Below are 22,811 nucleotides of genomic sequence, written 5' to 3'. Positions count from 1 at the left end.
GAGGTGGGGTCGGTGCTTCTCGATTCCTGACCGACTCGGGGAACGGGGCCGCCCAGGTGCCGGGCCCGCCCAGGTGCCCGGCCGGCTCAGGTGCCCGGCCGGCTCGGGAGTCGGACCGTGACGAGGAGGCCGCCGGACGGGCGTGCGGTGAGGTCGAGGGTGCCGCCGTGGGCGCGGACGACGCTGTGCACGATGGCCAGGCCGAGGCCGACTCCGGGGTGTTCGCCGGTGCGGACGCGTTCGGCGCCGCGCTGGAAGGGTTCGGTGAGGGTGGGCAGCAGGTCCGGGGCGATCGGGCGGCCCGTGTTCTCGACCGTCAGCACGCTCGTGTCGCCGTCCTGCGCGGTGTGGACGGTCACCGTTCCGCCGGTGGGGAGGTTGTGCACGACGGCGTTCTGGACGAGGTTCGTCATCATCCGGAGCAGGAGTTCCGGAGAGCCGTCGGTGCGGGTCGGTGAGCCGGTGACGTCGAGGATGGTCCCGCGCTGTTCGGCGAGCGGGAGCAGGGTCTCGACGGCCTCCTCGGCGACGAGGGAGAGGTCGACGCGTTCGCGGGTGACGTGGCCGCGGTCGCTGCGGCTGAGCAGCAGAAGGGCCTCGGTGAGGTCGATGGCGCGGGTGTTGACGGACTGCAGGCGGGCCAGGACCTCGTCGCGGTCCCGGGTGGGGTCGCGGCGGGCGACGTCGAGAAGGGTCTGGGTGACGGCGAGCGGGGTGCGCAGTTCGTGGGAGGCGTTCGCGGCGAACCGCTGCTGTTCGGCGACGTGCGACTCGAGCTGTTCGAGCATGGCGTCGAAGGTGTCGGCGAGTTCGCGGAACTCGTCCTGACGGCCTGCCATATGGATGCGGTGGGAGAGCGATCCGGTCCCGGCGGTCCGGGCCGCGTCGGTGATCCTGGTCAGCGGTGCGAGCATCCGGCCGGCCAGGAGCCAGCCGCCGACGAGGCCGAGGACGAGCAGGCAGCCCATCGCCGCGGCGGCTCGGGGGAAGAAGATGCGGACCAGGAGGTAGCGGTTGGGCGAGATCCCGAGCAGGCCCTTCTCCTTGTCCGGGACGTAGCGCAGCAGGTACAGCCACACCACGGCCATCAGGAGGGCGCCCGCGAGGGCGAGGAACCCGGCATAGCTGAGGGTGAGTTTCATCCGGGCGCTGAGCCCGGGGCGCCTAGCCATCGGTGCCGCCGGTGTCGGTGCCGCCGGCGTCGATGCGGCCCGTCTCGGTGCGGCCCGGGTCGGTGGCGCCCGTGTCGGTGCGGCCCGTCTCGGTGGCGCCCGTGTCGATGCGGTAGCCGACGCCGGGCACGGTGGCGATGACCCAGGGCGCGCCGAGCCGTTTGCGCAGGGCGGAGACGGTGATGCGTACGGCGTTGGTCAGCGGGTCGGCGTGCTCGTCCCAGGCCCGCTCCAGGAGTTCCTCGGCGCTGACGACGCCTCCCTCGGCGGTGACGAGGACTTCCAGGACAGCGAACTGTTTGCGGGTGAGCGCGACGTGCCGCCCGTCGCGGAAGACCTCGCGGCGGAACGGGTCGACGCGCAGTCCCGCGATCTCCCGCACGGGCGGCCGGGAGTGGGCGCGCCGGCGGTCGAGCGCGCGCAGCCGCAGCACCAGCTCGCGCAGTTCGAACGGTTTGGTGAGGTAGTCGTCGGCGCCGAGTTCGAACCCCGAGGCCTTGTCGTCGATGCGGTCGGCGGCGGTGAGCATGAGGATCGGGATGCCGCTGCCGGAGGCGACGATGCGCCGGGCGACCTCGTCGCCGGAGGGGCCGGGGATGTCCCGGTCGAGGACGGCGACGTCGTAGGCGTTGACGTCGAGCAGCTCCAGGGCGGTGTCGCCGTCGCCCGCGAGGTCGGCGGCGATCGCCTCGAGGCGCAGCCCGTCCCGGACGGCCTCGGCGAGGTAGGGCTCGTCCTCCACGATCAGTACGCGCATGTCCGCAGCCTAGGCAGCGGCGCGTATCGCCGCCGTATGCGCGGTCCGCACACGCCACAGGCGGCGGGAGGCGAGTCCGGCGAGAACGGCGCCCGCGGCGTTGACCAGGACGTCGTCCACGGAGGACACCCGGTCGAGGCGGAACACGTACTGCGCGGTCTCGATCAGGACCGAGCAGCCGACGCCGAGCGCGAGGATCCGCGGCAGGCTCGCGACGGCCGCCCAGCGCATCGGGGCGAAGAAGCCGAGCGAGGCGAGGACCAGCAGGTTGCCGCCGATGCCGAGCGGCCCCATCGTGACGAGGTCGCGCAGCGGCACCAGGCTCACCCGGGGCGGCGCGACCCCGACCCCGCCGCCCGGCATCAGGGTCATCCAGAGAAAGGGCAGCGTCCCGTGCACCATGCCCACCTCGGCCAGCGAGAGCCGCCACGCGTCCGGCACCCCGGCCGCACGGCGCCGGCTCGCCAGGGCCCACGCCACGAGCAGGGCGACGGGCAGCAGGACGAGCGTCATGAGCACCACACCGTTGAACGTGCCGAGGCAGCCCTGCCACCGCCCGGCCACACACGCCGGGGCGGCCATCATCAGCGGCCCGCGCAGCACGACGAGCACGGCGACGAGCACGCCGGCCGCGAGACCGGGCCCCAGAAACCTGCGGACCCGGCCGGGCGACGGCACGGTCAGAGATGTCTCGTGATTCATGCCTCCATTGGAGAGGGCGGGCTGTTGCGAGGGCGTATGCGGTTTTCGATACGCGGACGACAACCGGTCATCGGCTCGCGGGCTCGCCGCAGGTGGGGCGCAGCGGCCGCTCGGCGGTCTCTGTCGCCGGGCGTGCGCCGACGCCGCGCCGCCGGGCGGAGACCTCCCGGTGCGGACGCGCCGGGAGACCGGTCGCCGCAACCCCCGCGGGCCGGTCGGTGCCGGAGTCGACCAGTGTGTTGATCCGCTCCGCGAACTCCGATCCCGGCATGGGCAGGTCCATGTCCGGCTCCCTCAGATAGCCGGACGCGACCGCCGTGGGGATGTAGGCCATGAGATCGCTGACCACCGCGGAGCGTGGTCGCTGCGCCGCCCCGGCGAGCTGCCGCAGGACCCGCAGGACCGTGCCGGTGGTGGACGGGTCGATCTGGTGCAGGCCGGCCTGCCATTCGGCGGCGGCCGTCTCGCCCTCGGGCTCGGGAAGCGCCGGTGCCACCGCTCGGGGATCGCCGGAGGGCGGGCACTCGGCCTCGTCGGTCTGCGTGTGCCACCAGTCGGCGGTGTCCCGTTCGCCGAGCGCGAGGTGGTGGAGGTAGAGGCAGTAGGCGGCGGCGGGCTGCCCCGCACCGGCGGCGTACTCCCACCAGGACCGGGCGCCGTCGTGGGTGTCCGTCAGTTGGAGCACACAGGCGAGGACGAGGGCGCTGCGCGGCTGAGGAACCTGGTCGGTGACGAAGTCGGCCACCGCGGAGGCCGGCGTGTGGGTGACGACGGTCTCGCAGAGTGCGCGCAGATCCTCGGCGGCCCGGTCGGCCGCCGGTGTTCCACCGTGGTGCCGTGCATGTCCGGCGTCGACGGCGACGGGGCCGGACGGGACGACGTCGCAGGGGACGCTTCGCTCACGGACGAGGAGCGCCCTGGACAGGAGTTCGTCGATGTGACTCATGGTGAAGGGTTCCCTTCGACAGTCGGCGGGCAGTGGGTCTCCAGGAATCTGCGGGCGTGACGTTCGTCCGACCTCACGGCGGCGAGGGAGACGCCCAGCAGCGCCGAGGTCTGCCGGGTGGTCAGACCGCAGAGGTGCCGCAGGACGATCACGTCCTGCTGGTGGGCCGGGAGGTGGCTGATCGCCCTGAACAGTCGCAGCGTCTCGGCCAGTTGGGACTCCCTGGACTCGTCGGTCTCCGCCGCCCTCAGTGCGACCGTGTCGAAGGCGGCCGGTCCGAGTTCCGGCCTGCCGTCCAGGTGGTGGGTGCGGGACATGACGGTGGCCCGTACGACGTCCCAGCCGTAGCGCCGTGTGTCCGGGCTGGCGAGGGCGTTGTTCCAGCACAGCCAGAGGATGGCGAAGGAGTCGGCGACCGCGAGAGCGCTGAGTCGGTCGTCGAGGAAGCAGCGGGCGTACCGCAGATAGTGCTGCTCGACGAGCTCGCAGAACGCGGCGTGGTCCAGGGGCTGGGCGGCGGGTGAGGTGGTCAGGGCCGTCCTCTCGCCGGACCGCTCGACCCATTCGCGGCTCTTGTGCGCCTCCAGGGCCGCCTGCCGCCAGAGCCGGTGCAACGGCCAGTCGGGCAGGTCCAGTACGGCCGCGAGGCTCAGCACGATCTCCCAGCGGGGGTAGAGCCCGGTGCCCCGCAGAAGTTCGGAGAGCTTGGACTTGGCCAGCGTCACGCGCAGGCTGAGGTCGCCGAGGGTCTGACCGCTGGCGAGGTGAGCCTCGCGGACCGGTTCCAGCCATGCACGGTGAGCGCTGCCGACGCTGTCGGCTATGGGCCCGAGTTTGCGCCCGGGCCGGGCGTGGGGCCGGCCGGAGGAGACCGGCGGGGTCGGGGTCGTGGGGCTCGTCACGGGGCGTGCCCCTCCTTGTCGTGGAGTGCCGCCCCGAGTTCGGCCCCGGCCCGGGTGTGATCTCCCCGCGAGGCCTGGACTATCTGCTGGATGGTCAGCCCCAGCGCCGGCGCGAGCGTGGCGACGGCCGCCACCTGCCCCAGCGCGACCAGGACGATGCTCCAGACGAGCACCGCCACCGTGGCAGCGACAAGCCCTGCCTGTTTGCCCTTCATACCAACTCCTCATCGAATCGGCCTTGTTCGAGCCCCGCACCCCATCCGGAAATCGCGGGAGCTCTCCAGGAGCCGGGTGCCGTCCGACCCCTGGAGAGGTCAACCAGCATGGAGGGAAGGGAAGTTGGTATGCCACCCGATCATGAATTCACGGAACATTGACGGCCACACCGCGATCAGCGGACGGACGATCCCGAACCGTTGTGGGCAAGCCGACACGCCCGGGTGGAAGTTCCCGGCTTTCCTTGCGCTCCTCCCCCCGGCCCCCGTCCAATGGAGGAGGACGCCATCGGCGTCGGCCTTCCATCCGGAAGGGCTTGCTCCCGTGCCGAGCAGTGGGGAGTGGGCACACCGCTCTCGCCCGACCGTTTCCGACGATCGGGCGAGAGCGGGCCCGGAGGAGTCACGGCCCGGAGGAGTCGCGGGCCCGGGCTCACCGCACCGTGCGCCGCCCCGCCATGAGCACCACGTACACGAGGAGCGACGCCGAGAGGCCCACCGCCCAGCCGTAGTCCGCGAGGGGTTTCAGGAACGGGATCAGGCCGTCGACGGGGAACGGGCCGGCCTTCTCGCCCTTCGCGTCCAGCGTCGAGTAGGAGCCGCCGACCGCGAGGACGCCGCCGATGAGGAACGCGGCGACGGCCCGAAGGTTCCAGCCGCCCGTGTACCAGTAGCGGCCGCCGGCCACGTACAGGTCGGCGAGGTGGAGGACGGTGCGGCGGATGATCCAGTAGTCGGCGATGAGGATGCCCGCGACGGTGCCGAGGAGGCCGCCGACGACGCCGAGCCAGGTGAAGATGTACAGCTCGGGCGTGGAGGTGAGCTTCCACGGCATGACCAGGACGCCGATGACTCCGGTGATGATCGCGCCGGTGCGGAAGCTGATGAGCTTGGGCGCGAGGTTGGCGAGGTCGTAGGCCGGGGAGACGACGTTGGCCGCGATGTTCACGGAGATCGTCGCGACGAAGACGGTGATGAGAGCGAAGAGCAGTCCGAAGACGTTGTCGGTCTTGCCGGCGAGCGCGACCGGGTCCCAGATCGCCGCCCCGTAGACCTTCTCCGAACCGGCCGTGACGAGGACGGACATCAGGGCGAAGAGGGTCATCGTCGTGGGCAGTCCGAGGGTCTGGCCCCAGACCTGGGCGCGCTGCCCCTTCCCGAAGCGGGTGAAGTCGGGGATGTTCAGGGACAGGGTCGACCAGAAGCCGATCATGCCCATGAGGCCGGGGAAGAAGACCTTCCAGAAGTCCGGGCCCCAGCCGACCTTGGACGGCTCGTGGAGCAGCGGGCCGAAGCCGCCCGCCTTGTTCGCGATCCAGACGAGGAGGACGACGGCGCCGACGAGGACGAAGGGCGCCGCCCAGTTCTCGAAGCGGCGCAGGGTGTCCATCCCCCGGTAGATGATGGCGAGTTCGAGCACCCAGAAGACGACGAAGCACAGCCACAGAGTCCATGGGTAGCCGCCGACCTCGGAGGCACCGGCCCAGCCACCGAAGATCTTGCCGAGCAGGACGAAGATGCCCTGGCCGCCGATCCAGGTCTGGATGCCGAACCAGCAGCAGGCGACCGCCGCCCGCACCATGGCGGGCAGGTTGGCGCCGCGGATGCCGAACCCGGCCCTCGCGAGGACCGGGAAGGGTATGCCGTACTTGGGTCCGGCGTGGCCGGTGAGCAGCATCGGCAGGAGCACGATGACGTTGGCGAGGCCGATCGTGAGGACCGCCTGCTTCCAGTCCATGCCGAGCGCGACGAGCCCGGAGGCCAGCGTCCAGGACGGGATGCAGTGGGCCATGCCGATCCACAGGGCCACGAAGTTGTACGTGGTCCAGCGGCGTTCGGCGAGCGGGACGGGCCGCAGGTCGTCGTTGGCGTAGCGGCTGCCGGACGGGTAGGTGTCGGCGGTCAGTTCGACCGCGGGGGCGGTCGGCGGGGCCGGCGGGACGGTGTCGGTCATGGGCAGTCCGTTCACTGGCGGGCCCCGGCCGGGTGGGCGGGGCCCTGGGAGGACGGGGATACGGGGTGGCCGTGGGGATGCCGTGAACTGCCGTGCCTGGTACGGGTGTTACTACTGGTACAGGTTTTACCAGCGGTGCGGGTGGTGCGGACCGGGATAAGTCGGGGGCCTGCTCGGGCCCGTTCACGCGTTCACCGCCGGGATCACGTCCCGGCCGTAGAGATCGATCACCGCCTCCTTCGCGTCGTGCATGGCGTACACGGCGAACTGGTCGACGCCCAGGGCGCGCAGGGCGTTCAGCTTCTCGATGTGCGCCGACGGCGGGCCGATCAGGCAGAAGCTGTCGACGATCTCGTCGGGGACGAACGCGGTGTCCGGGTTGTCGGTGCGGCCGTGGTGGGAGTAGTCGTAGCCCTCGCGGGACTTGATGTAGTCGGTGAGGGCGTCGGGGACCATGCCGGAGTGGGCGCCGTAGCGGGAGACGAGGTCGGCGACGTGGTTGCCGACCATGCCGCCGAACCAGCGGCACTGTTCGCGGGCGTGGGCGAGCGCCTCGGGCGAGTCGTCCTCGGTGACGTAGGCGGGGGCCGCGACGCAGATCTTCACCTCGGACGGGTCGCGTCCGGCGGCCGCGGCGGCGTCGCGCACGGCCTTGACCATCCACTCGGTGAGGAAGAGGTCGGCGAGCTGGAGGATGAAGCCGTCGGCCTCCTCCCCCGCCATCTTGAGGGCCTTGGGCCCGTAAGCGGCCATCCACACCGGCACCTCGGCGCCCTCGCCGACCCAGGGGAAGTGCACGACGGTGCCGCCGAGGTCGGCCTCGTCGCCGCGGCCGAGCGCCCGGATCACCTTCATGGCCCCGCTGATCCGGGCGAGGGTGTTGGGCTTGCGGCCGGCGACGCGCATCGCGGAGTCGCCGCGGCCGATGCCGCACACCGTGCGGTTGCCGTACATGTCGTTGAGGGTGGCGAACGTGGAGGCGGTGACCTCCCAGGTCCGGGTCCCGGGGTTGGTGACCATGGTCCCGACCTTCAGGTGCCGGGTCTCGGCGAGGATGCGGCTGTAGATGACGAACGGCTCCTGCCACAGCACGCACGAGTCGAAGGTCCAGCCGTACGTGAATCCGGCGTCCTCGGCGCGGCGCATCAGGTCGACGACGGCGGAGGCCGGCGGGTCGGTCTGCAGGACGAGTCCGAAGTCCATGGTGCGGTTCCTCGTTCTTTCAGTTCAGGTACTGACAGGTGCCGCGCGGGGTGTACGTGCCGTGGCCGGCCCGCCCGGTGAACTCCCGCTCGGTGATGACGGGTTCGCCGCGCGAGAGGACGGTCTCGACACGTCCGGTCAGCCGCTTGCCCTCGTAGGCCGAGTAGTCGACGTTCATGTGGTGGGTGGCGGCGCCGAGGGTCTGCTCGGCGTGCGGGTCGTAGATCACGAGGTCGGCGTCGGCGCCGGGCGCGATGGTGCCCTTCTTCGGGTAGAGGCCGAACATGCGGGCCGGGGTGGCGCAGGCGATCTCGATCCAGCGGCGCCGGGTGATGTGCCCGTCGACGACGGCCTGGTGGAGCAGGTCCATGCGGTGTTCGACGCCGGGCATGCCGTTGGGGATCTTCGAGAAGTCGCCGCGGCCCAGCTCCTTCTGGCCGGTGAAGCAGAAGGGGCAGTGGTCGGTGGAGACGACCTGGAGGTCGTTCGTGCGCAGGCCGCGCCAGAGCGCCGCCTGGTGCTCCTTGGACCGCAGGGGCGTCGAGCACACGTACTTGGCGCCCTCGAAGCCGGGCTCGGCGAGGTTGTCGGTGGACAGGAACAGGTACTGGGGGCAGGTCTCGCCGAAGACCGGGAGGCCCTCGTCGCGGGCCCGGGCGAGTTCGGCGACGGCCTCCTGCGCGGAGACGTGGACGACGTAGAGGGGGGCGCCGGCGACCTGGGCGAGCTTGATGGCGCGGTGGGTGGCCTCGGACTCCAGGAGCGCCTTGCGGACCTCGCCGTGGTAGCGGGGGTCGGTCTCGCCGCGGGCCAGGGCCTGTTCGACGAGGACGTCGATGGCGATGCCGTTCTCGGCGTGCATCATGATGAGGCCGCCGTTCTCGCCGGCCCGCTGCATGGCGCGCAGGATCTGCCCGTCGTCGGAGTAGAAGACGCCCGGGTAGGCCATGAACTGCTTGAAGGACGTGACGCCCTCGCTGACGAGGAGGTCCATCTCCTTGAGCGTGTCCTCGTTCACGTCGGAGACGATCATGTGGAAGCCGTAGTCGATCGCGCAGTTGCCGTCGGCCTTGGCGTACCAGGCGTCGAGGCCCTCGCGCAGGCTGTGGCCCACGGTCTGGATGGCGAAGTCGACGATGGTGGTGGTGCCGCCCCAGGCGGCGGCGCGGGTCCCCGTCTCGAAGGTGTCGGAGGCGTACGTGCCGCCGAACGGCATCTCCATGTGGGTGTGCCCGTCGACGCCGCCCGGGATGACGTACTTCTGGCTCGCGTCGATGACGCGCGCGTCCGTCCAGGACGCGGCGGTGTCACTGCCGGTGGCCGCGAGGGCGACGACGCGGCCGTCCTCGATCAGGACGTCGGCGTGCATCTCGTCTGCGGCGGTGACGACGAGTCCGCCGCGGACGACGGTACGGACGGCGCTCATGCTCTCCTCCAGGAACTCCGGTGCTCGGGGTGCTACGGGCGGGTCAGCGGCTCGTACGCGTGCGGGGCGCGGTCGCGGTAGAACTGCCAGCGGTCGCGGACCTCGTGCAGCTTGGCGAGGTCGAGGTCGCGGACGACGAGTTCGGGCGCCTTGTCGTCGGCGACCTCGCCGACGAACTGGCCCTCGGGGTCGACGAAGTAGGAGGTGCCGTAGAAGTCGTTGTCGCCGTACTCCTCGACGCCGACGCGGTTGATGGCGCCGACGAAGTACTCGTTGGCGACGGCGGCGGCCGGCTGCTCCAGCTGCCACAGGTAGCGGGACAGGCCGCGGCTGGTGGCGGACGGGTTGAAGACGATCTGGGCGCCTTCGAGGCCCAGCGCGCGCCAGCCCTCGGGGAAGTGCCGGTCGTAGCAGATGTAGACGCCGACCTTGCCGACGGCGGTGTCGAAGACGGGCCAGCCGGAGTTGCCCGGCCGGAAGTAGAACTTCTCCCAGAAGCCCTTGACCTGCGGGAGATGGGTCTTGCGGTACTTGCCGAGGTAGCTGCCGTCGGCGTCGATGACGGCGGCCGTGTTGTAGAGGACGCCGGGCTGCTCCTCCTCGTACATGGGCAGGACGAGGACGATGTGGTGCTCGCGGGCCAGCTCCTGGAAGCGGCGCACGATCGGTCCGTCGGGGATGGCCTCGGCGTAGGCGTAGAAGGCCGGGTCCTGCACCTGGCAGAAGTACGGGCCGTAGAACAGCTCCTGGAAGCACAGCACTTGGGCGCCCTGGGCGGCCGCGTCGCGCACGGCCTGCTCATGCACCTTGATCATGGATTCCTGGTCGCCGGTCCATGCGGTCTGGAAGATCGCGGCGCGGATCACGGAACTCATCGGGACCTCCTGCGAGAGACGACAGAGGGGAGGGCGGCGGGGACGAGAGGTGTGCCAAGGACGATAGGAAGCGCGCCGCCGCCGGCCGAGTCGCACCGTGTCACGTCCGCCGCCCGCCGCCGTTGCACCGTGTCACGCCCCGGTCTGCGCGTCGTGCGCGAGCAGCGCGATGTGCACGGAGGCCGCTTCCTCGAAGTCGTCGAGGTCGACGCGGAGCAGGGTCTCGATGGCCTCGATGCGGCGGTACAGGGCGGGCCGGCTCATGTGGTGGAGCTGGGCGGTGCGGGACTTGTTGCGGCCGGTGGCGAGGTAGGTACGCAGGACCGGGAGCAGGGCCTCGCCCTCCTCGGCGTACAGCAGCCCGTCCAGCTCGCGTTCGGCGAAGGACTGCACGCGCGGGTCGTCGCGCAGCATCCGCATCAGGCCGCGCAGCCGTACGTCGCCGAGGCGGACGACGGCGGGCAGGCCGGGCGGGGCTCCGGCGACGGCGTCGCAGACGTGGAGGGCCTCGCGCAGGCCGTCGGGGACGTCGTCCCAGGCGGGGCCGGCGGGTCCCGCGGCGACGACGGGCGCGGCGCCGGTCTCGGCGCGCAGCCGGGCGGCGAAGTGGGCGGCGAGCGGTACGGGGTCCTGGTCGTGGGCGAGGCTGAGCAGGACGGTGGTGGCGTGCTCGGTCAGGTCGGCGACGAGCGCGGACAGGCCGAGCAGGCGCAGGACGCGGTCGAGGCGGGCGGGGTCGGTGTCGCGGACGGCGAGCGGGACGAAGGTGCGCCGGTTGACGGGGAGACCGGCCGCGCGGGCGCGCGGGAGGAGTTGGCGGGCGGGCACGGCGCCGGAGACGAGGTCGTCGAGCAGGCGGCGGGCGGACTGTTCCTCCCAGCTGACGGCGGTGCCGGACAGCAGGTGATGCAGGACGAGGGACTCGGCGGCGCGGTCGGCGAGCAGCCGGCCCGAGGCGCCGTCGCCCCGGTAGCCGCACAGCACGACGGAGCCCCAGCGTTCGCCGCGGCCGCCGAGTTCGGCGCGCAGCCAGCCCTCGCCGTCGACGCCTCCGGGCTGCCGCGCGATGCGGTCCCAGTCGCGCAGGACGTCGTCGACGGCGGGCCGTTCGCCCGCGGTGGCGAGGACGCGGTGGGCGAGGTTGGTGACGACGACGGGGCAGGCGCTGTGCGCGGCGATCTCGTCGAGGAGGCGCTGGAGCGGGGCGCCGGCCGTGACGAGCGCGGTCAGCGCGGTGCGGATGCCCTCGGAGAGGCGGACGGCGGCGTACTTGCGGCGCACGAGCCGGGACTGGACCTCCTCGGTGAGCTCGGCGAACGGGAAGGGGCGGTGGAGCACGACCATGGGCAGTCCGCAGCGTTCGGCGGCCCGGCACATGTCGCGGGGCGGGGAGGGAAAGGCGCGGCCGAGGCCCAGGACGAGGGCCGCGGCCTCGGCGCGGTGCAGGGACTCGATGTAGGCGGTGCGGCCGTGCGGGTCGCCGCCCGCGAGGAGCACGCCGGTGGTGAGGACCATCTCGCCGCCGCTGAGCATGACGCCGACGTCGGCGGCCTCGGCGACGTGCACCCAGCGGACGGGCCGGTCGAGGTGCTCGGCGGCGGCGACCACCTCGGGCTCGCCCGCGGCGACCCGTTCCAGGGCGAGTATCTGCCGTACGGACAGGGCGTGTTCGGGGGCCGTCGTGGAGGTGGTCATGGCGCCGCGCCCGCTACGAGGCGTTCCGGAGGGCCTGTTCGAGGATCGCCGCGCCCTGTTCGGCCTCGGCGACGGTCAGGGTGAGGGGCGGGGCGATGCGCAGGACGCTGGTGCTGTGGCCGCCGCCCTTGCCGATGAGCAGTCCGTGCTCGCGGCACTCCTCCAGGACGGCGGAGGCGGCGTCGGGGTGCGCCTCGTCGGTGCCGGGCTTGACGAGCTCGATGCCGATCATGAGGCCCCGGCCGCGCACCTCGCGGACGCAGGGGGTGCTCGCGCCGATGGCCCGCAGCCGCTCGATGAGGAGACCGCCGACGCGGCGGGCGTTGCCCTGGAGGTCGTGCTCCAGCAGGTACGAGAGGTTGGCGAGGCCCGCGGCCATGGTGACGGGGCTGCCGCCGAAGGTGGAGATGGAGTTGGCGTCGAGGCAGTTCATGACCTCGGCCCGGGCGACGACGCCGCCGATCGACATGCCGTTGCCGATGCCCTTGGCGAAGGTGAGCAGGTCGGGCGGGCCGGACGCGGCGTGCGCCTGCCAGCCCCAGAAGTGCTCGCCGGTGCGGCCCCAGCCGGTCTGCACCTCGTCGGAGATCCACAGGATGCCGTGCTCGGCGAGGATCTCGCGGAAGCGGGCGTACAGGCCGTCGGGCGGCGAGGTGAAGCCGCCGACGCCCTGGATCGGCTCGGCGATGAGCGCCGCCACGTTCCCGCGGGTCTGGCCGAGCATGTCGCGCAGGTCGGCGACGCAGGCCTCGGTGAACTCGGCGTCGGACAGGTGGGCGTAGGGGCCGCGGGTGCGGACGCCGCCGTGCACGTACAGGGTCTGCAGGGGCGAGAGGCTGGTGGGCGACCAGCCGCGGTTGCCGGTGATGCCGACGGCGGAGAAGGAGCGGCCGTGGTAGCTGTTGCGCATCGCCAGGATCTGGTTCGAGCGGCGGTACGCGGTGGCGAGGAGCAGCGCGGTGTCGTTGGCCTCGGTGCCGGAGGTGGTGAAGAAGACGCGGGCGTCGGGGATGCCGGACAACTTGGCGACACGTTCGGCGAGTTCGACCATCGGCCGGTTCAGGTAGAGCGTCGAGGAGTGGACGATCCGGGACGCCTGCTCGCTGACCGCCTTGGTGACCTCGGGCAGGGCGTGCGCGGTCATGGTGGTGAGGATGCCGCCGAAGAAGTCGAGGTACTGCTTCCCGTCGGCGTCCCAGACCTGGCGGCCCTCGCCGTGGGTGATCTCGATCGGCCGGTCGTAGTACAGGGCGAGCCAGTCGGGCAGGACCGCGCGGTGGCGTGCGTGGAGGTCAGGGGTCATCACGGCTGCGGAGTCCCTTCGTCGGTCACGGCTGAACGGATGTCGGGCGTACGTACGGGGCCCGCGTACGGATTCAGGGCTGGACGAGTCCGTCGTAGGCGTCGGGGCGGCGGTCGCGGTAGAAGGCCCACTGCTGTCGCACCTCGTCGATGACGTCGAGGTCGAGGTCGCGCACGAGCAGTTCCTCGTCCCGGTCGTCGGCCGCGTCCCCGACGAGCTGCCCGCGCGGGTCGACGAAGTACGAGGTGCCGTAGAAGTCGTCGTCCCCGTACTCCTCGACGCCGACGCGGTTGATCGCGGCGACGTAGTACGCGTTGGCGACGGCGGCCGCGGGCTGTTCGAGGCGCCACAGGTGGGAGGAGAGGCCGCGGCTGGTCGCGGACGGGTTGTACACGATCTGGGCGCCGTTGAGGCCCAACTGGCGCCAGCCTTCGGGGAAGTGGCGGTCGTAGCAGATGTAGACGCCGACCCGGCCGACGGCGGTGTCGAAGACGGGCCAGCCCAGGTTCCCGGGCCGGAAGTAGTACTTCTCCCAGAAGCCGGGGAGCTGCGGGATGTGGTGCTTGCGGTACTTGCCGAGGTAGCTGCCGTCGGCGTCGATCACGGCCGCCGTGTTGTAGTAGAAGCCGGGCTGCTCGACCTCGAAGACGGGGGCGACGATCACGAGGCCCGTCTCGCGGGCGAGTTCACGCATCCGGGTGACGGTGGGGCCGTCCGGCACGGGTTCGGCCCAGCGGTGGTGCTCGGGGTCCTGGACCTGGCAGAAGTACGGGGCGTTGAACACCTCCTGGAAGCCGATGATCCGGGCTCCCCGGCGGGCCGCCTCGCGGGCGTGCTCCTCGTGCTTGGCGATCATGGATGCGGTGTCGCCCGTCCAGGAGGCCTGGACGAGTGCGGCGCGAACGACGTGGGCCATGAGCCGCTCCTCAGCGTTGAACCTCTACGCCTGTAGAACGGGGCGTAGAGGGACGAACGTAAGCCCGCCCGGAGACCTTGCCAAGACCATCGTCGTCAACCCGCTGGAACGATCATGTTTCGGCACCCGTGCGGGTGATCCCGCGTTTCATCACACAGACTCCGGGGCTCAGGCGGGCTGGAGCGCGCAGTGCACGATCAGCTCGTCCATCGAGAGGCCCAGCTCGCGGGCGAGGGCCGCGACCGTGAAGAAGGCCGGGGTGGGGGCGCGCCCCGTCTCGATCTTGCGCAGCGTCTCGACCGAGACGCCCGCGCCGGCGGCCACCTCGGTCATGCTGCGCCCCTGCCGTGCCTCGCGCAGCAGCCGGCCGAGCCGCTCGCCGCGCTCGCGCTCTTCGGGGGTCAGGGGAGTTCGGACCATGCGCCCAGTCTAGCCGAGACTCAATTTCTGTACCGGATTTAAATACCGGTATAGTAATTGGCATGGTGGAACTGAAGACCGAACCGCAGATCGACGCGATGCGCGAGGCCGGCCGCATCGTCGCCCAGGCCCTGGCCGCCGCCCGCAAGCACGCCGCACCGGGCGTCACCCTCCTCGAACTGGACGAGGTGGCCCACGACGTGCTGCGCGACGCCGGCGCGTCCTCCCCCTTCCTCGGGTACCGCCCGCCGTTCGCCCCGACCCCCTTCCCCGCCGTCCTGTGCGTCTCCGTCAACGACGCGATCGTGCACGGCGTCCCGAACGGCACCCGGCTGCGCGACGGCGATCTCGTCTCGGTCGACTTCGGGGCCGAACTGGGCGGCTGGGTCGGCGACTCGGCGATCAGCTTCACCGTGGGGACCGCCCGGCCCGAGGACACCCGGCTGATCGAGACCGCCGAGCGGGCCCTGGCCGCCGGCATCGCGGCGGCCGTCGTCGGGAACCGGATCGGCGACATCGCGCACGCCATCGGCACCGTCTGCCGCACCGCCGGGTTCGGCGTCCCGGACGGCTTCGGCGGACACGGCATCGGGCGCCGCATGCACGAGGACCCGGGGGTGCCGAACGAGGGGCGGCCCGGGCGCGGCATGCGGCTGCGGGCGGGCATGGCCCTGGCCATCGAGCCGATGGTGATCGCGGGCGGCACGGACGACTACCACGCGGACCCCGACGGCTGGACGCTGCGCACGAACGACGGCTCCCGGGCCGCGCACGCCGAGCACACCGTGGCGATCACCGACGCGGGGCCGCGCATCCTGACCGCGCTCTGAGCCGCTTGCCGCTCCGGGCGTCAGCGGTCCTGCCGGTCGAGCACGTCCACGACGTAGAGCACCGGGACCCCGGGCGGCTGTTCGAGGCCGCCGGGGGTGCGGTGGAAGTCGGGGCGGTAGCGGGCGGGCACCGCCAGTTGCAGCCGGCTGCCGACCCGGATCCCCTTCAGCGCCTCGTACATCCCGGGCAGCAGCGCGGGCCGGGCGAGCACCATCCCGCTCGGGCCGCTGTCCCCGTACGTCGAGCGGAACGGGCGGTCCTCGCCCCAGGACCAGCCCGCGTACTGCAGCACCGCCACGTCGCGGTCCTGGAGCACCGGGCCGCGGCCCTCGCTGAGGGTGCGCACGTGCAGTTTCACCGGCGGGCCCGCGCCCCAGCTGACCACCTTCGGCATCCCGCCCGCGGGGAAGTCGACGACGGCCTTCGCCTCGCGGGCGCCCCCGGCGCCCGGCATCCCGCCGCTGCCGTGCGGCACCGGCACCCGCTGGTCGCGGTCGTAGCCGCCGATCAGGTCGAACACCAGGACCATGTGGTCGTCCGGGGCGATCCTGGCCGCCGCGGCGCTCCTCGGTCCGGCGGCGCGCGCCGCCGGAGCGATCATCAGGACGCGGCTGCCGCCCCTGCGGCCCACGAGCGCCTCGGCCCAGGACCGTTCGCCGACGGGCGAGACGGTCGTCGGCTGGGCCAGGCCCCACGAGCTGAGCAGCTCCTTCTTCCCCTCCCAGCTGCGCATCTCGACGTCGGTGACGGCGACCTGCCCCTTCTTCACCGCCGGGCCCGTACCGGCGCGGAGCACCTTCAGGCGGGCGGCCGCCGGGGCGGGCCGGTCCGGGATCGTGATCACGGGCCGGGTTCCGGCGGCGCCGGTGACCTTCGGGACGTTCTCGGGGCCCGGGTCGGGGGCGGCGCAGGCCGCGGCCGCCGCGAGCAGGACGGTTACGGCTCCGGTGCGCAGGACGGGTCTGGGGTCCACCGGTGACCTCCTTGGCGTGGGGGTGTCGCCAAGGAGCGTTCCGGTCTCCGGGGTGCGGGTGACGGACCTGCGGGGCGACACACCGAGGGGCGTACGTCCGCCGGGTGTACGAGGCCGCGCCCCGGGCCCCGGACGGGCCAGGGAGGGGAACGGCGCGACCAGGCCCGAGGCGGGGCGCCGCGCCGATGCTCGGAGCCGGTCAGCGACTCGGGGCGACCAGGCCCAACTCGTATGCTGTGATGACCAGTTGGACCCGGTCGCGCGCGGCGAGCTTCGTGAAGAGGCGGGCCACGTGGGACTTGGTGGTGGCGACGCTGATGAAGAGCTCCTCGGCGATCTCCTGGTTGGAGCGGCCGAGCCCGACCAGGGTCAGGACCTCGCGCTCGCGCTCCGTGATGCCCTCCACGGGCCGCTGCGACCGCGCCGCGACCGGCCCCCCGCGCTGCACGAAGTCGGCGATGAGACGCCGGGTGACCCCGGGCGCGATGAGCGCGTCCCCCGCGGCGACGATCCGGATCGCCGCGAGCAGGTCGTCCAGCGGCATGTCCTTGACTGCGAACCCGGCGGCGCCGGCCCGCAGCGCCCCGTACACGTAGTCGTTCTCGTCGAACGTGGTCAGGACGAGGACGCGCGCGCCCTGCCCGGAGTCGACGATGCGCCGGGTCGCCTCGATGCCGTCGACGCCGGGCATCCGGATGTCCATGACGACGACGTCGGGCGTGAGCCGCGCCGTCTGCGCGACGGCTTCGGCCCCGTCCCCCGCCTCGCCGACGACCTCCAGGTCGTCCGTGTCGCCGATGAGGGTGCGCAGCCCGGAGCGGACGAGCGGCTGGTCGTCGACGAGCAGCACCCGGACCCGCGCCGTCACGCGACCGCCTCCTCGGGCAGCGGTATCCGCGCCGTCACCCGGAAGCCGCCCTCCGGCCGCGGCCCCGCGCCGAACTCCCCGTGCAGCAGGCGCACCCGCTCCTCCATCCCCGTGATCCCGAACCCCGTGCCCGACGATCGTGCCCCGGCTCCCCGCCCCGCGTCCACGATCTCCAGGAACAGTTCGGCGTCCTCGTACGCGACACCCACCCGGCAGGCGGCGACGTCCGCGTGCCGGACGACGTTGGCGAGGGCCTCCTGGACGATGCGGTAGGCGGAGCGGTCCACGTCGGGCGGCAGGGGGCGCTCGGTGCCGGTGCGGGACAGGTCGACGCGGACGCCGGCGTCGGCGGTCTGCGCGATCAGCACGTCGAGTTCGGCGAGGCCGGCGCCGGGGGTGAGCGGCGCGTCGCCGTCCGGTTCGGCCCGGCGCAGGGCGACGAGGGTGCGGCGCAGGCCGCGCAGGGTCTCGCGGCTGGTCTGTTCGATGGCTTCCAGCGCGACGCGGGCCTCGGCCGGGCGGGTCTCGACGACGCGGGCGGCGACCCCGGACTGGATCGTGATGACGCCGATGCCGTGGGAGACCATGTCGTGCAACTCCCGTGCGATCCGGAGCCGTTCGGCGGTCACGGCCTCGGTGACGGCGCGGCGGCGCAGCGCGGAGGCGTGTTCGGCGCGCTCGCGGACGAACAGGCCGATCATGCAGGAGACCAGCAGGGCGAGCAGCGCGATGGTGGCGAGCGCCGCGAGGTTCTCGCCGCGTGCGAACACGGCGATGCCGCCGGCCTGCGCGAGGACGCTGAGCACGACACCGGTGACCCATTGGCGCGTGGGCCGGCGGGCGACGAGGAGGCCGAGCAGGATGTCGGCCACGACGAAGGCGAGCAGCGTCACGGACCGGCCCCCGTCGTACCCGCCGACGGGGTCGACCGGACCGGCCGGACCCAGTGGCCCGGTGGGATGGTACGGGCTGCCGCTGGGCTGCACCGCGGTCGCCACGAGCGTGCCGAGCAGGACGACGACCAGCGCGAGCAGCGGCGTCCGCCGGGCCACACCCACCAGGAGCACGGCGGCGAGGGCGACGCCCAGGGCGCGCAGCAGCGGCACCGTGTCCGGTGAGGCGAACAGCGGCAGGGTCAGCACGAACGGGTAGAGGGCCAGTCCGCACCAGGCGGCTGTCCCCCGGGATCCGGTTGTCTCGCTCATGCCGATGAGCGTACGAGCGCCGCCGGGCGCGGACATCGGCCCGCGGGATGCATCCCGTGGGCCGATCCCCGGCTGGTCAGGGTGTCAGTGGCCGGGTTCGACGACCATCGCCGAGCCGCCGCCGCGCCGTACCTTCTCGGCGGCGGCGAGCCACCGCCCGTCGGGCAGCCGCTGGACGCCGGTCGCGGCGCCGATCTCGGGGTTGAGTTTGAAGGAGTGCCCGATCGCCTCCAGTTCCGTGCGCAGCGGGCTGTCGTAGAGGCCGGGTTCGAGCTCGGTCTGCGCGGCGTTGCGCTGGCTGGCGCGCGGGGCCGCGATGGCGTCGACGAGCGGCAGGCCCCGGTCGAGGAAGCCGGTCAGGGTCTGCAGCACGGTGGTGATGATGGTGGCGCCGCCGGGCGAACCGACGGCGACGACCGGCTTGTTCGCCCGGTCGAGGACGATGGTCGGCGCGATGGACGAGCGCGGCCGCTTGCCGGGGCCGGGCAGGTTCGGGTCGTGGACGGCCGGGTTGGCCGGGGCGAAGGAGAAGTCGGTCAGCTCGTTGTTGAGCAGGAAGCCGCGGCCGGGCACGGTGATGCCGCTGCCGCCGGTGGACTCGATGGTGAGGGTGTACGCGACGACGTTGCCCCACTTGTCGGCGACCGTGAGGTGCGTGGTGTTCTCGCCCTCGTACGTCGTCGGCGCGGCCTGGTCGCCGCTCTTGCCGCAGGTCCCCGGGTGGCGGGGGTCGCCGGGGGCGAGCGGGCTGGTGAGCACCGCGTCGTCCTTGATCAGGCAGCCGCGCGCGTCGGCGAAGCGCTGGGAGAGCAGCTGCCTCGTGGGCACGTCCTCGGCGGTCGGGTCGCCGACCCAGCGGCCCCGGTCGGCGAACGCCACGCGGCCGGCCTCGATGAAGCGGTGCAGGTAGCGGGCCTGGGAGGCCTTGGAGAGGTCGGTGCGCTCCAGGATGTTGAGCGCCTCGGCGACGGTGGTGCCGCCGGAGGAGGACGGTGCGATGGAGTAGACGCCGAGGCCCCGGTACGAGGTCCTGGTCGGGGTCTGGAACTTGGCGGCGTAGGCGTCCAGGTCCTTGGCGGACAGCTCGCCGGGGCGGGCGTTCCAGCCGGAGGCCGGGTCGACGGGCGGCGCGTTCACCGTCTTGACGACGTCGGCGCCGATGTCGCCGTGGTAGACCGCGCCGACGCCCTCGCGGGCGAGCTGCGCGTAGGTGCGGGCGAGGTCGGGGTTGCGGAAGGTCGAGCCGACGACGGGGAGCTGTCCGCCGGGCAGGAAGAGCCGGGCGGTGTCCGGGAAGTTCCGGAAGCGGGCCTCGTTCGACGCGGTCTGGGAGCGGAAGGTGTCGTCGACGGTGAAGCCGTCCCGGGCGAGGCGCTCGGCGGGCCTCAGGACGGTGCCGAGGCCCTTGCTGCCCCAGGCGTCGAGGGCGGAGGCCCAGGTCGCCGGCGTGCCGGGGGTGCCGACGCTCAGGCCGCTGCTGACGGCGTCCGCGAAGGCGAGCGGTTTGCCGTTCTCCAGGAACAGGTCGGAGCCGGCGCTCAGCGGCGCGGTCTCGCGGCCGTCGATCGAGTGCACCTGCCGGGTCTTCGCGTCGTAGTAGACGAAGTAGCCGCCTCCGCCGACACCGGCGGAGTAGGGCTCGGTGACGCCGAGCGCGGCGGCGGTGGCGACGGCGGCGTCCACCGCGTTGCCCCCGTTCCTGAGGACCTCGATGCCGGCCGCGGAGGCGTCGGCGTCGACACTGGCCACGGCGCCGCCGTGCCCGACGGCTACCGGAACCTTCTGCGGCGCCCCCGGGGAGCCGCCGGAAGCGGACGAAGGGGGCGCGGCCGCCCCGACCGCCACCATGCTCACCGCAAGGGCACAGAGGGACAGATTCCGTGCAACTGAACGTCTCATCAGTACCTCCAGTCAACAACCGTCCGCGCAGCGTAACTTGCCTTCACCGCACCGTCAGGACCCCCTCGAACACCGGTACGCCGGTTGGCTAGAGTGCGCCCCCATGACTGAAGACGTGCGCAACATCGTCCTCGGCCTGATCGCAGCGGGCATCAGCGCCTCGCTGGGCTGGCTCGCCCGCACCTATCTGTGGAAACGGAAGCTCCGCCGCAAGCAGGCCTTCTTCGGGCTGCCCGACAACGCGGAGTCGCTGCTCGTGGTGAACCGCGACGCGGGCGGCCCCGAGCTGGCCGTCAAACGGCACGACGTGTTCGCGCTGCTCGAACTGGCGGCGATCGTCAAGGACTGCGGGGCGCACGCCCAGGTCGTCGCGCACGACACGGCCCAGCAGGGCTTCGGCGAGCGCACCGAGTTCTGTGTCGGCGGGCCGGCGTCCAACCGGCGGATGGCGGCGCACATGGTGAGCCTGCTGCCGGGGATCCGGGTCAACACGGACCCCGAGCCGGGTCCGGACCGCGGTGCGTTCCAGGTCGGCTCCGAGCGCTACCGGGTCGAGCCGGGCCGGACGGAGTACGTGATCCTGGCGCGGCTGACGGCCGGTGAGTCGCGGGAGGCGCGGCCGGTGTTCCTGTTCTGCGGGCAGCTGCCGATCACCAATCAGGCGGCGACCCGGTATCTGGCCCGGCATCACGAGCGGCTCGCGCGCAAGCACGGCAACGCCTCGTTCGTGCTGCTGCTGAAGGTCGTGAACTCGGGGGCGTACGGCCCGGACGTCGTCGAGCTGGTCTCCGACGTGACGCGCGCGGCCCAGCAGCCGCTGCCGGCCTCCGCGACCCCGCGCAACTCCCACCGCGCCAAGTAGGGGGCCTCGACCAAGGAAGAGCGGTACCCCGGCCGCGTACGAATGCGGCAGGGGCCCGCTCGGCCTCGGCAAGCAGGCGGCCCGTCCGTCCCGCACGCAGCTGACCTTCTCCTCGCGAGGAGTGATCTCCGACTGCGGCCGGGCGTGGACGGCCGACGCTCTGTGGCTACTGCACTCCGGGCAGCAGCGTCCCTGGTTCGGCCGGGGCGACCTCCGCGGCCTCGGTCTTGGGATTGCGCCGCTGACGCTTGGCCACCCACTGGGCGAACCACGACAGCAACATGCACATCCCGATGTAGATCGGCGAGATCACCATCACCACGGGGATGAAGGGCAAATCGTAGTCGAGGTTCGACGCGATGAGCTTCCCGGCGTGGAGAAACTCCTCATAGGTGATCAGATACCCCAGCGAGGTGTCCTTCAGGGCGACGACCAGCTGGCTGATGATGGCGGGCAGCATGGCCCGCACCGCTTGCGGCACCAGGACCTGCGCCATCACCTGCGTCTTGCGCATGCCGAGCGCGAACGCGGCCTCGCGCTGGCCGCGTTCGACCGCGTTGATGCCGGAGCGGAAGACCTCGGCGAGCACCGAGCCGTTGTAGAGGGTCAGTCCGGCGACGAGCGCGGGCAGCGGCTCGACCTTGAGGGCCACGTAGATGAAGAAGATCATCACGAGGACCGGCATCGCGCGGAAGAACTCGACGAACAGGGTGGCGAGCCAGCGCACGGGCCGGTGGTCGGAGAGGCGGCCCACGGCGAGGATCGTGCCGAGTGCCAGGGAGAGGGCGGCCGCGATGGCGAAGGCCTTGAGCGTGTTGCCGAGGCCGCGCAGCAGCAGTTCCTGGATGCCCTTGTACTCGAAGGGCGTCCATTTGGTGCTGGTGAACTGGTCGGTGTCGAAGAGCAGGTAGAGGATCCAGCCGACGAGTGCGAGAAGGATCACGGTGGAGATGAGCCCGTACAGCTTGTGCCGGCGCTCGGTGTTGGGGCCGGGGATGTCGTAGAGGGCGGTGGCGCCGTGGTCGAGGGCTTTCATCGGGCGACTCCCCAGCGCTTTTCCATGAGGTTGAACACCGCGCTGATGGCGAGCGTGATGATGAGGTAGCCGACCGCGATCCAGACGAAGGTCCAGATGATGTTGAAGCCGAGCTCGCTGAGCGTCTTGTAGGTGCCGAGCAGTTCGGTGACGCTGAAGGCGCCGGCGATCGCCGAGTTCTTGGCGAGGGCGATGAGGTTGGAGCCGACGGGCGCGATCACCGAGCGGAACGCCTGCGGCAGGATCACCAGGGTCAGGGTCTGGCCGAAGGACATGCCGAGGCTGCGGGCGGCCTCGCCCTGGCCCTTGTGCACGGTGTTGATGCCGGAGCGCAGCGCCTCGCAGATGAACGCGGAGGTGTAGCAGCCGAGCGCGAGCACCGCGAAGACGGTGAAGGGCAGCACGAGCCCGAAGCGCGGCAGGCCGAGCAGGACGGCGAAGAACAGCAGGGTCAGCGGGGTGTTGCGCAGGACGGTGACCCAGGCGGTGCCGAAGGCGCGGAAGGAGCCGACGGGCGCGACGCGGAACGACGCCATGAGGAAGCCCAGCACGAGGGCGAGGATCGAGGCGTAGACGGTGAGCTCGACCGTACCGAGGAAGCCCTTCCAGTAGGTCGAGAAATTTTCGGTCAGTACGTTCACGGTGCGGGTC

Annotated in this window: 22 protein-coding genes; 2 read left to right on the top strand and 20 right to left on the bottom strand. The window is 72.1% G+C overall.

Annotated elements, in window-relative coordinates:
* Nucleotides 1–86: 86 nt before the first annotated feature.
* The 14 genes from ACIBTU_RS14315 to ACIBTU_RS14250 form a co-directional block, all read right to left on the bottom strand.
* The gene (locus tag ACIBTU_RS14315; protein ID WP_399126384.1) at nt 87–1,172 is read right to left on the bottom strand and encodes a sensor histidine kinase; all 1,086 of its coding nucleotides are present in this window, start codon (nt 1,170–1,172) and stop codon (nt 87–89) included.
* On the bottom strand, nt 1,165–1,929 hold the full coding sequence (locus tag ACIBTU_RS14310; protein ID WP_399126383.1) for a response regulator transcription factor: 765 nt from the start codon (nt 1,927–1,929) through the stop codon (nt 1,165–1,167). Before ACIBTU_RS14310 ends, ACIBTU_RS14315 begins: the two co-directional genes overlap by 8 nt.
* 9 nt (nt 1,930–1,938) lie before the next feature.
* Nucleotides 1,939–2,631, bottom strand: coding sequence for a VanZ family protein (locus tag ACIBTU_RS14305; protein WP_399126382.1), 693 nt, complete (start codon nt 2,629–2,631; stop codon nt 1,939–1,941).
* 67 nt (nt 2,632–2,698) lie between these two features.
* Nucleotides 2,699–3,577, bottom strand: a complete 879-nt coding sequence (locus ACIBTU_RS14300; protein WP_399126381.1) for a hypothetical protein — start codon at nt 3,575–3,577, stop codon at nt 2,699–2,701.
* Nucleotides 3,574–4,479: a sigma-70 family RNA polymerase sigma factor gene (locus ACIBTU_RS14295; RefSeq protein ID WP_399126380.1), complete on the bottom strand. Its 906-nt coding sequence runs from the start codon at nt 4,477–4,479 to the stop codon at nt 3,574–3,576. The genes ACIBTU_RS14300 and ACIBTU_RS14295 overlap by 4 nt, the downstream gene beginning before the upstream one ends.
* Entirely contained in the window at nt 4,476–4,694 is a 219-nt protein-coding gene (locus ACIBTU_RS14290; protein WP_399126379.1) for a hypothetical protein, read from the bottom strand. The genes ACIBTU_RS14295 and ACIBTU_RS14290 overlap by 4 nt, the downstream gene beginning before the upstream one ends.
* Nucleotides 4,695–5,127: 433 nt before the next feature.
* Nucleotides 5,128–6,648, bottom strand: a complete 1,521-nt coding sequence (locus ACIBTU_RS14285) for an NCS1 family nucleobase:cation symporter-1 (RefSeq protein ID WP_399126378.1) — start codon at nt 6,646–6,648, stop codon at nt 5,128–5,130.
* Between the two features lie 183 nt (nt 6,649–6,831).
* Complete coding sequence (locus ACIBTU_RS14280; protein ID WP_399126377.1) at nt 6,832–7,851, bottom strand: TIGR03842 family LLM class F420-dependent oxidoreductase; 1,020 nt, start codon at nt 7,849–7,851, stop codon at nt 6,832–6,834.
* A gap of 19 nt (nt 7,852–7,870) precedes the next feature.
* Nucleotides 7,871–9,277: a dihydropyrimidinase gene (gene hydA / locus ACIBTU_RS14275; protein WP_399126376.1), complete on the bottom strand. Its 1,407-nt coding sequence runs from the start codon at nt 9,275–9,277 to the stop codon at nt 7,871–7,873.
* 32 nt (nt 9,278–9,309) lie between these two features.
* A complete protein-coding gene (locus ACIBTU_RS14270; protein WP_399126375.1) occupies nt 9,310–10,152 on the bottom strand; it encodes a nitrilase-related carbon-nitrogen hydrolase in 843 nt (280 codons plus the stop codon).
* Between the two features lie 132 nt (nt 10,153–10,284).
* Nucleotides 10,285–11,847: a PucR family transcriptional regulator gene (locus ACIBTU_RS14265; protein WP_399126374.1), complete on the bottom strand. Its 1,563-nt coding sequence runs from the start codon at nt 11,845–11,847 to the stop codon at nt 10,285–10,287.
* 13 nt (nt 11,848–11,860) lie between these two features.
* Entirely contained in the window at nt 11,861–13,150 is a 1,290-nt protein-coding gene (locus ACIBTU_RS14260; protein ID WP_399126373.1) for an aspartate aminotransferase family protein, read from the bottom strand.
* Nucleotides 13,151–13,223: 73 nt separating this feature from the next.
* Nucleotides 13,224–14,066, bottom strand: coding sequence for a nitrilase-related carbon-nitrogen hydrolase (locus ACIBTU_RS14255; protein WP_399126372.1), 843 nt, complete (start codon nt 14,064–14,066; stop codon nt 13,224–13,226).
* A gap of 168 nt (nt 14,067–14,234) precedes the next feature.
* Nucleotides 14,235–14,486 (bottom strand): helix-turn-helix domain-containing protein, encoded by a 252-nt coding sequence (locus ACIBTU_RS14250; protein WP_399126371.1) that lies wholly within the window; start codon nt 14,484–14,486, stop codon nt 14,235–14,237.
* Nucleotides 14,487–14,548: 62 nt separating this feature from the next.
* Between ACIBTU_RS14250 and map the strand changes: the two genes are divergently transcribed.
* The gene (map, locus tag ACIBTU_RS14245; RefSeq protein WP_399126370.1) at nt 14,549–15,316 is read left to right on the top strand and encodes a type I methionyl aminopeptidase; all 768 of its coding nucleotides are present in this window, start codon (nt 14,549–14,551) and stop codon (nt 15,314–15,316) included.
* Between the two features lie 20 nt (nt 15,317–15,336).
* On the opposite strand, the gene ACIBTU_RS14240 is transcribed toward map, so the two are convergent.
* The 4 genes from ACIBTU_RS14240 to ggt all read right to left on the bottom strand — a co-directional run bounded on the left by ACIBTU_RS14240 (nt 15,337) and on the right by ggt (nt 20,262).
* Entirely contained in the window at nt 15,337–16,290 is a 954-nt protein-coding gene (locus tag ACIBTU_RS14240) for an FKBP-type peptidyl-prolyl cis-trans isomerase (RefSeq protein WP_399126369.1), read from the bottom strand.
* 199 nt (nt 16,291–16,489) lie between these two features.
* Nucleotides 16,490–17,158, bottom strand: coding sequence for a response regulator (locus tag ACIBTU_RS14235; RefSeq protein ID WP_399126368.1), 669 nt, complete (start codon nt 17,156–17,158; stop codon nt 16,490–16,492).
* The gene (locus ACIBTU_RS14230) at nt 17,155–18,363 is read right to left on the bottom strand and encodes a sensor histidine kinase (protein ID WP_399126367.1); all 1,209 of its coding nucleotides are present in this window, start codon (nt 18,361–18,363) and stop codon (nt 17,155–17,157) included. The genes ACIBTU_RS14235 and ACIBTU_RS14230 overlap by 4 nt, the downstream gene beginning before the upstream one ends.
* An 84-nt stretch (nt 18,364–18,447) precedes the next feature.
* Entirely contained in the window at nt 18,448–20,262 is a 1,815-nt protein-coding gene (gene ggt, locus ACIBTU_RS14225; RefSeq protein WP_399126366.1) for a gamma-glutamyltransferase, read from the bottom strand.
* A gap of 103 nt (nt 20,263–20,365) precedes the next feature.
* On the opposite strand from ggt, the gene ACIBTU_RS14220 reads away from it, so the two are divergent.
* On the top strand, nt 20,366–21,124 hold the full coding sequence (locus tag ACIBTU_RS14220) for a hypothetical protein (protein WP_399126365.1): 759 nt from the start codon (nt 20,366–20,368) through the stop codon (nt 21,122–21,124).
* 166 nt (nt 21,125–21,290) lie between these two features.
* Here the strand turns inward: ACIBTU_RS14220 and ACIBTU_RS14215 are convergent, their stop codons facing one another.
* The gene (locus tag ACIBTU_RS14215) at nt 21,291–22,160 is read right to left on the bottom strand and encodes an amino acid ABC transporter permease (RefSeq protein ID WP_399126364.1); all 870 of its coding nucleotides are present in this window, start codon (nt 22,158–22,160) and stop codon (nt 21,291–21,293) included.
* Nucleotides 22,157–22,801: an amino acid ABC transporter permease gene (locus ACIBTU_RS14210; RefSeq protein ID WP_399126363.1), complete on the bottom strand. Its 645-nt coding sequence runs from the start codon at nt 22,799–22,801 to the stop codon at nt 22,157–22,159. Before ACIBTU_RS14210 ends, ACIBTU_RS14215 begins: the two co-directional genes overlap by 4 nt.
* Nucleotides 22,802–22,811: the final 10 nt, after the last annotated feature.

Source organism: Streptomyces sp. NPDC050145 (assembly GCF_044460245.1).
Taxonomy (GTDB): Bacteria; Actinomycetota; Actinomycetes; order Streptomycetales; family Streptomycetaceae; genus Streptomyces.
This window is presented reverse-complemented; position numbering and strand designations above follow the sequence as displayed.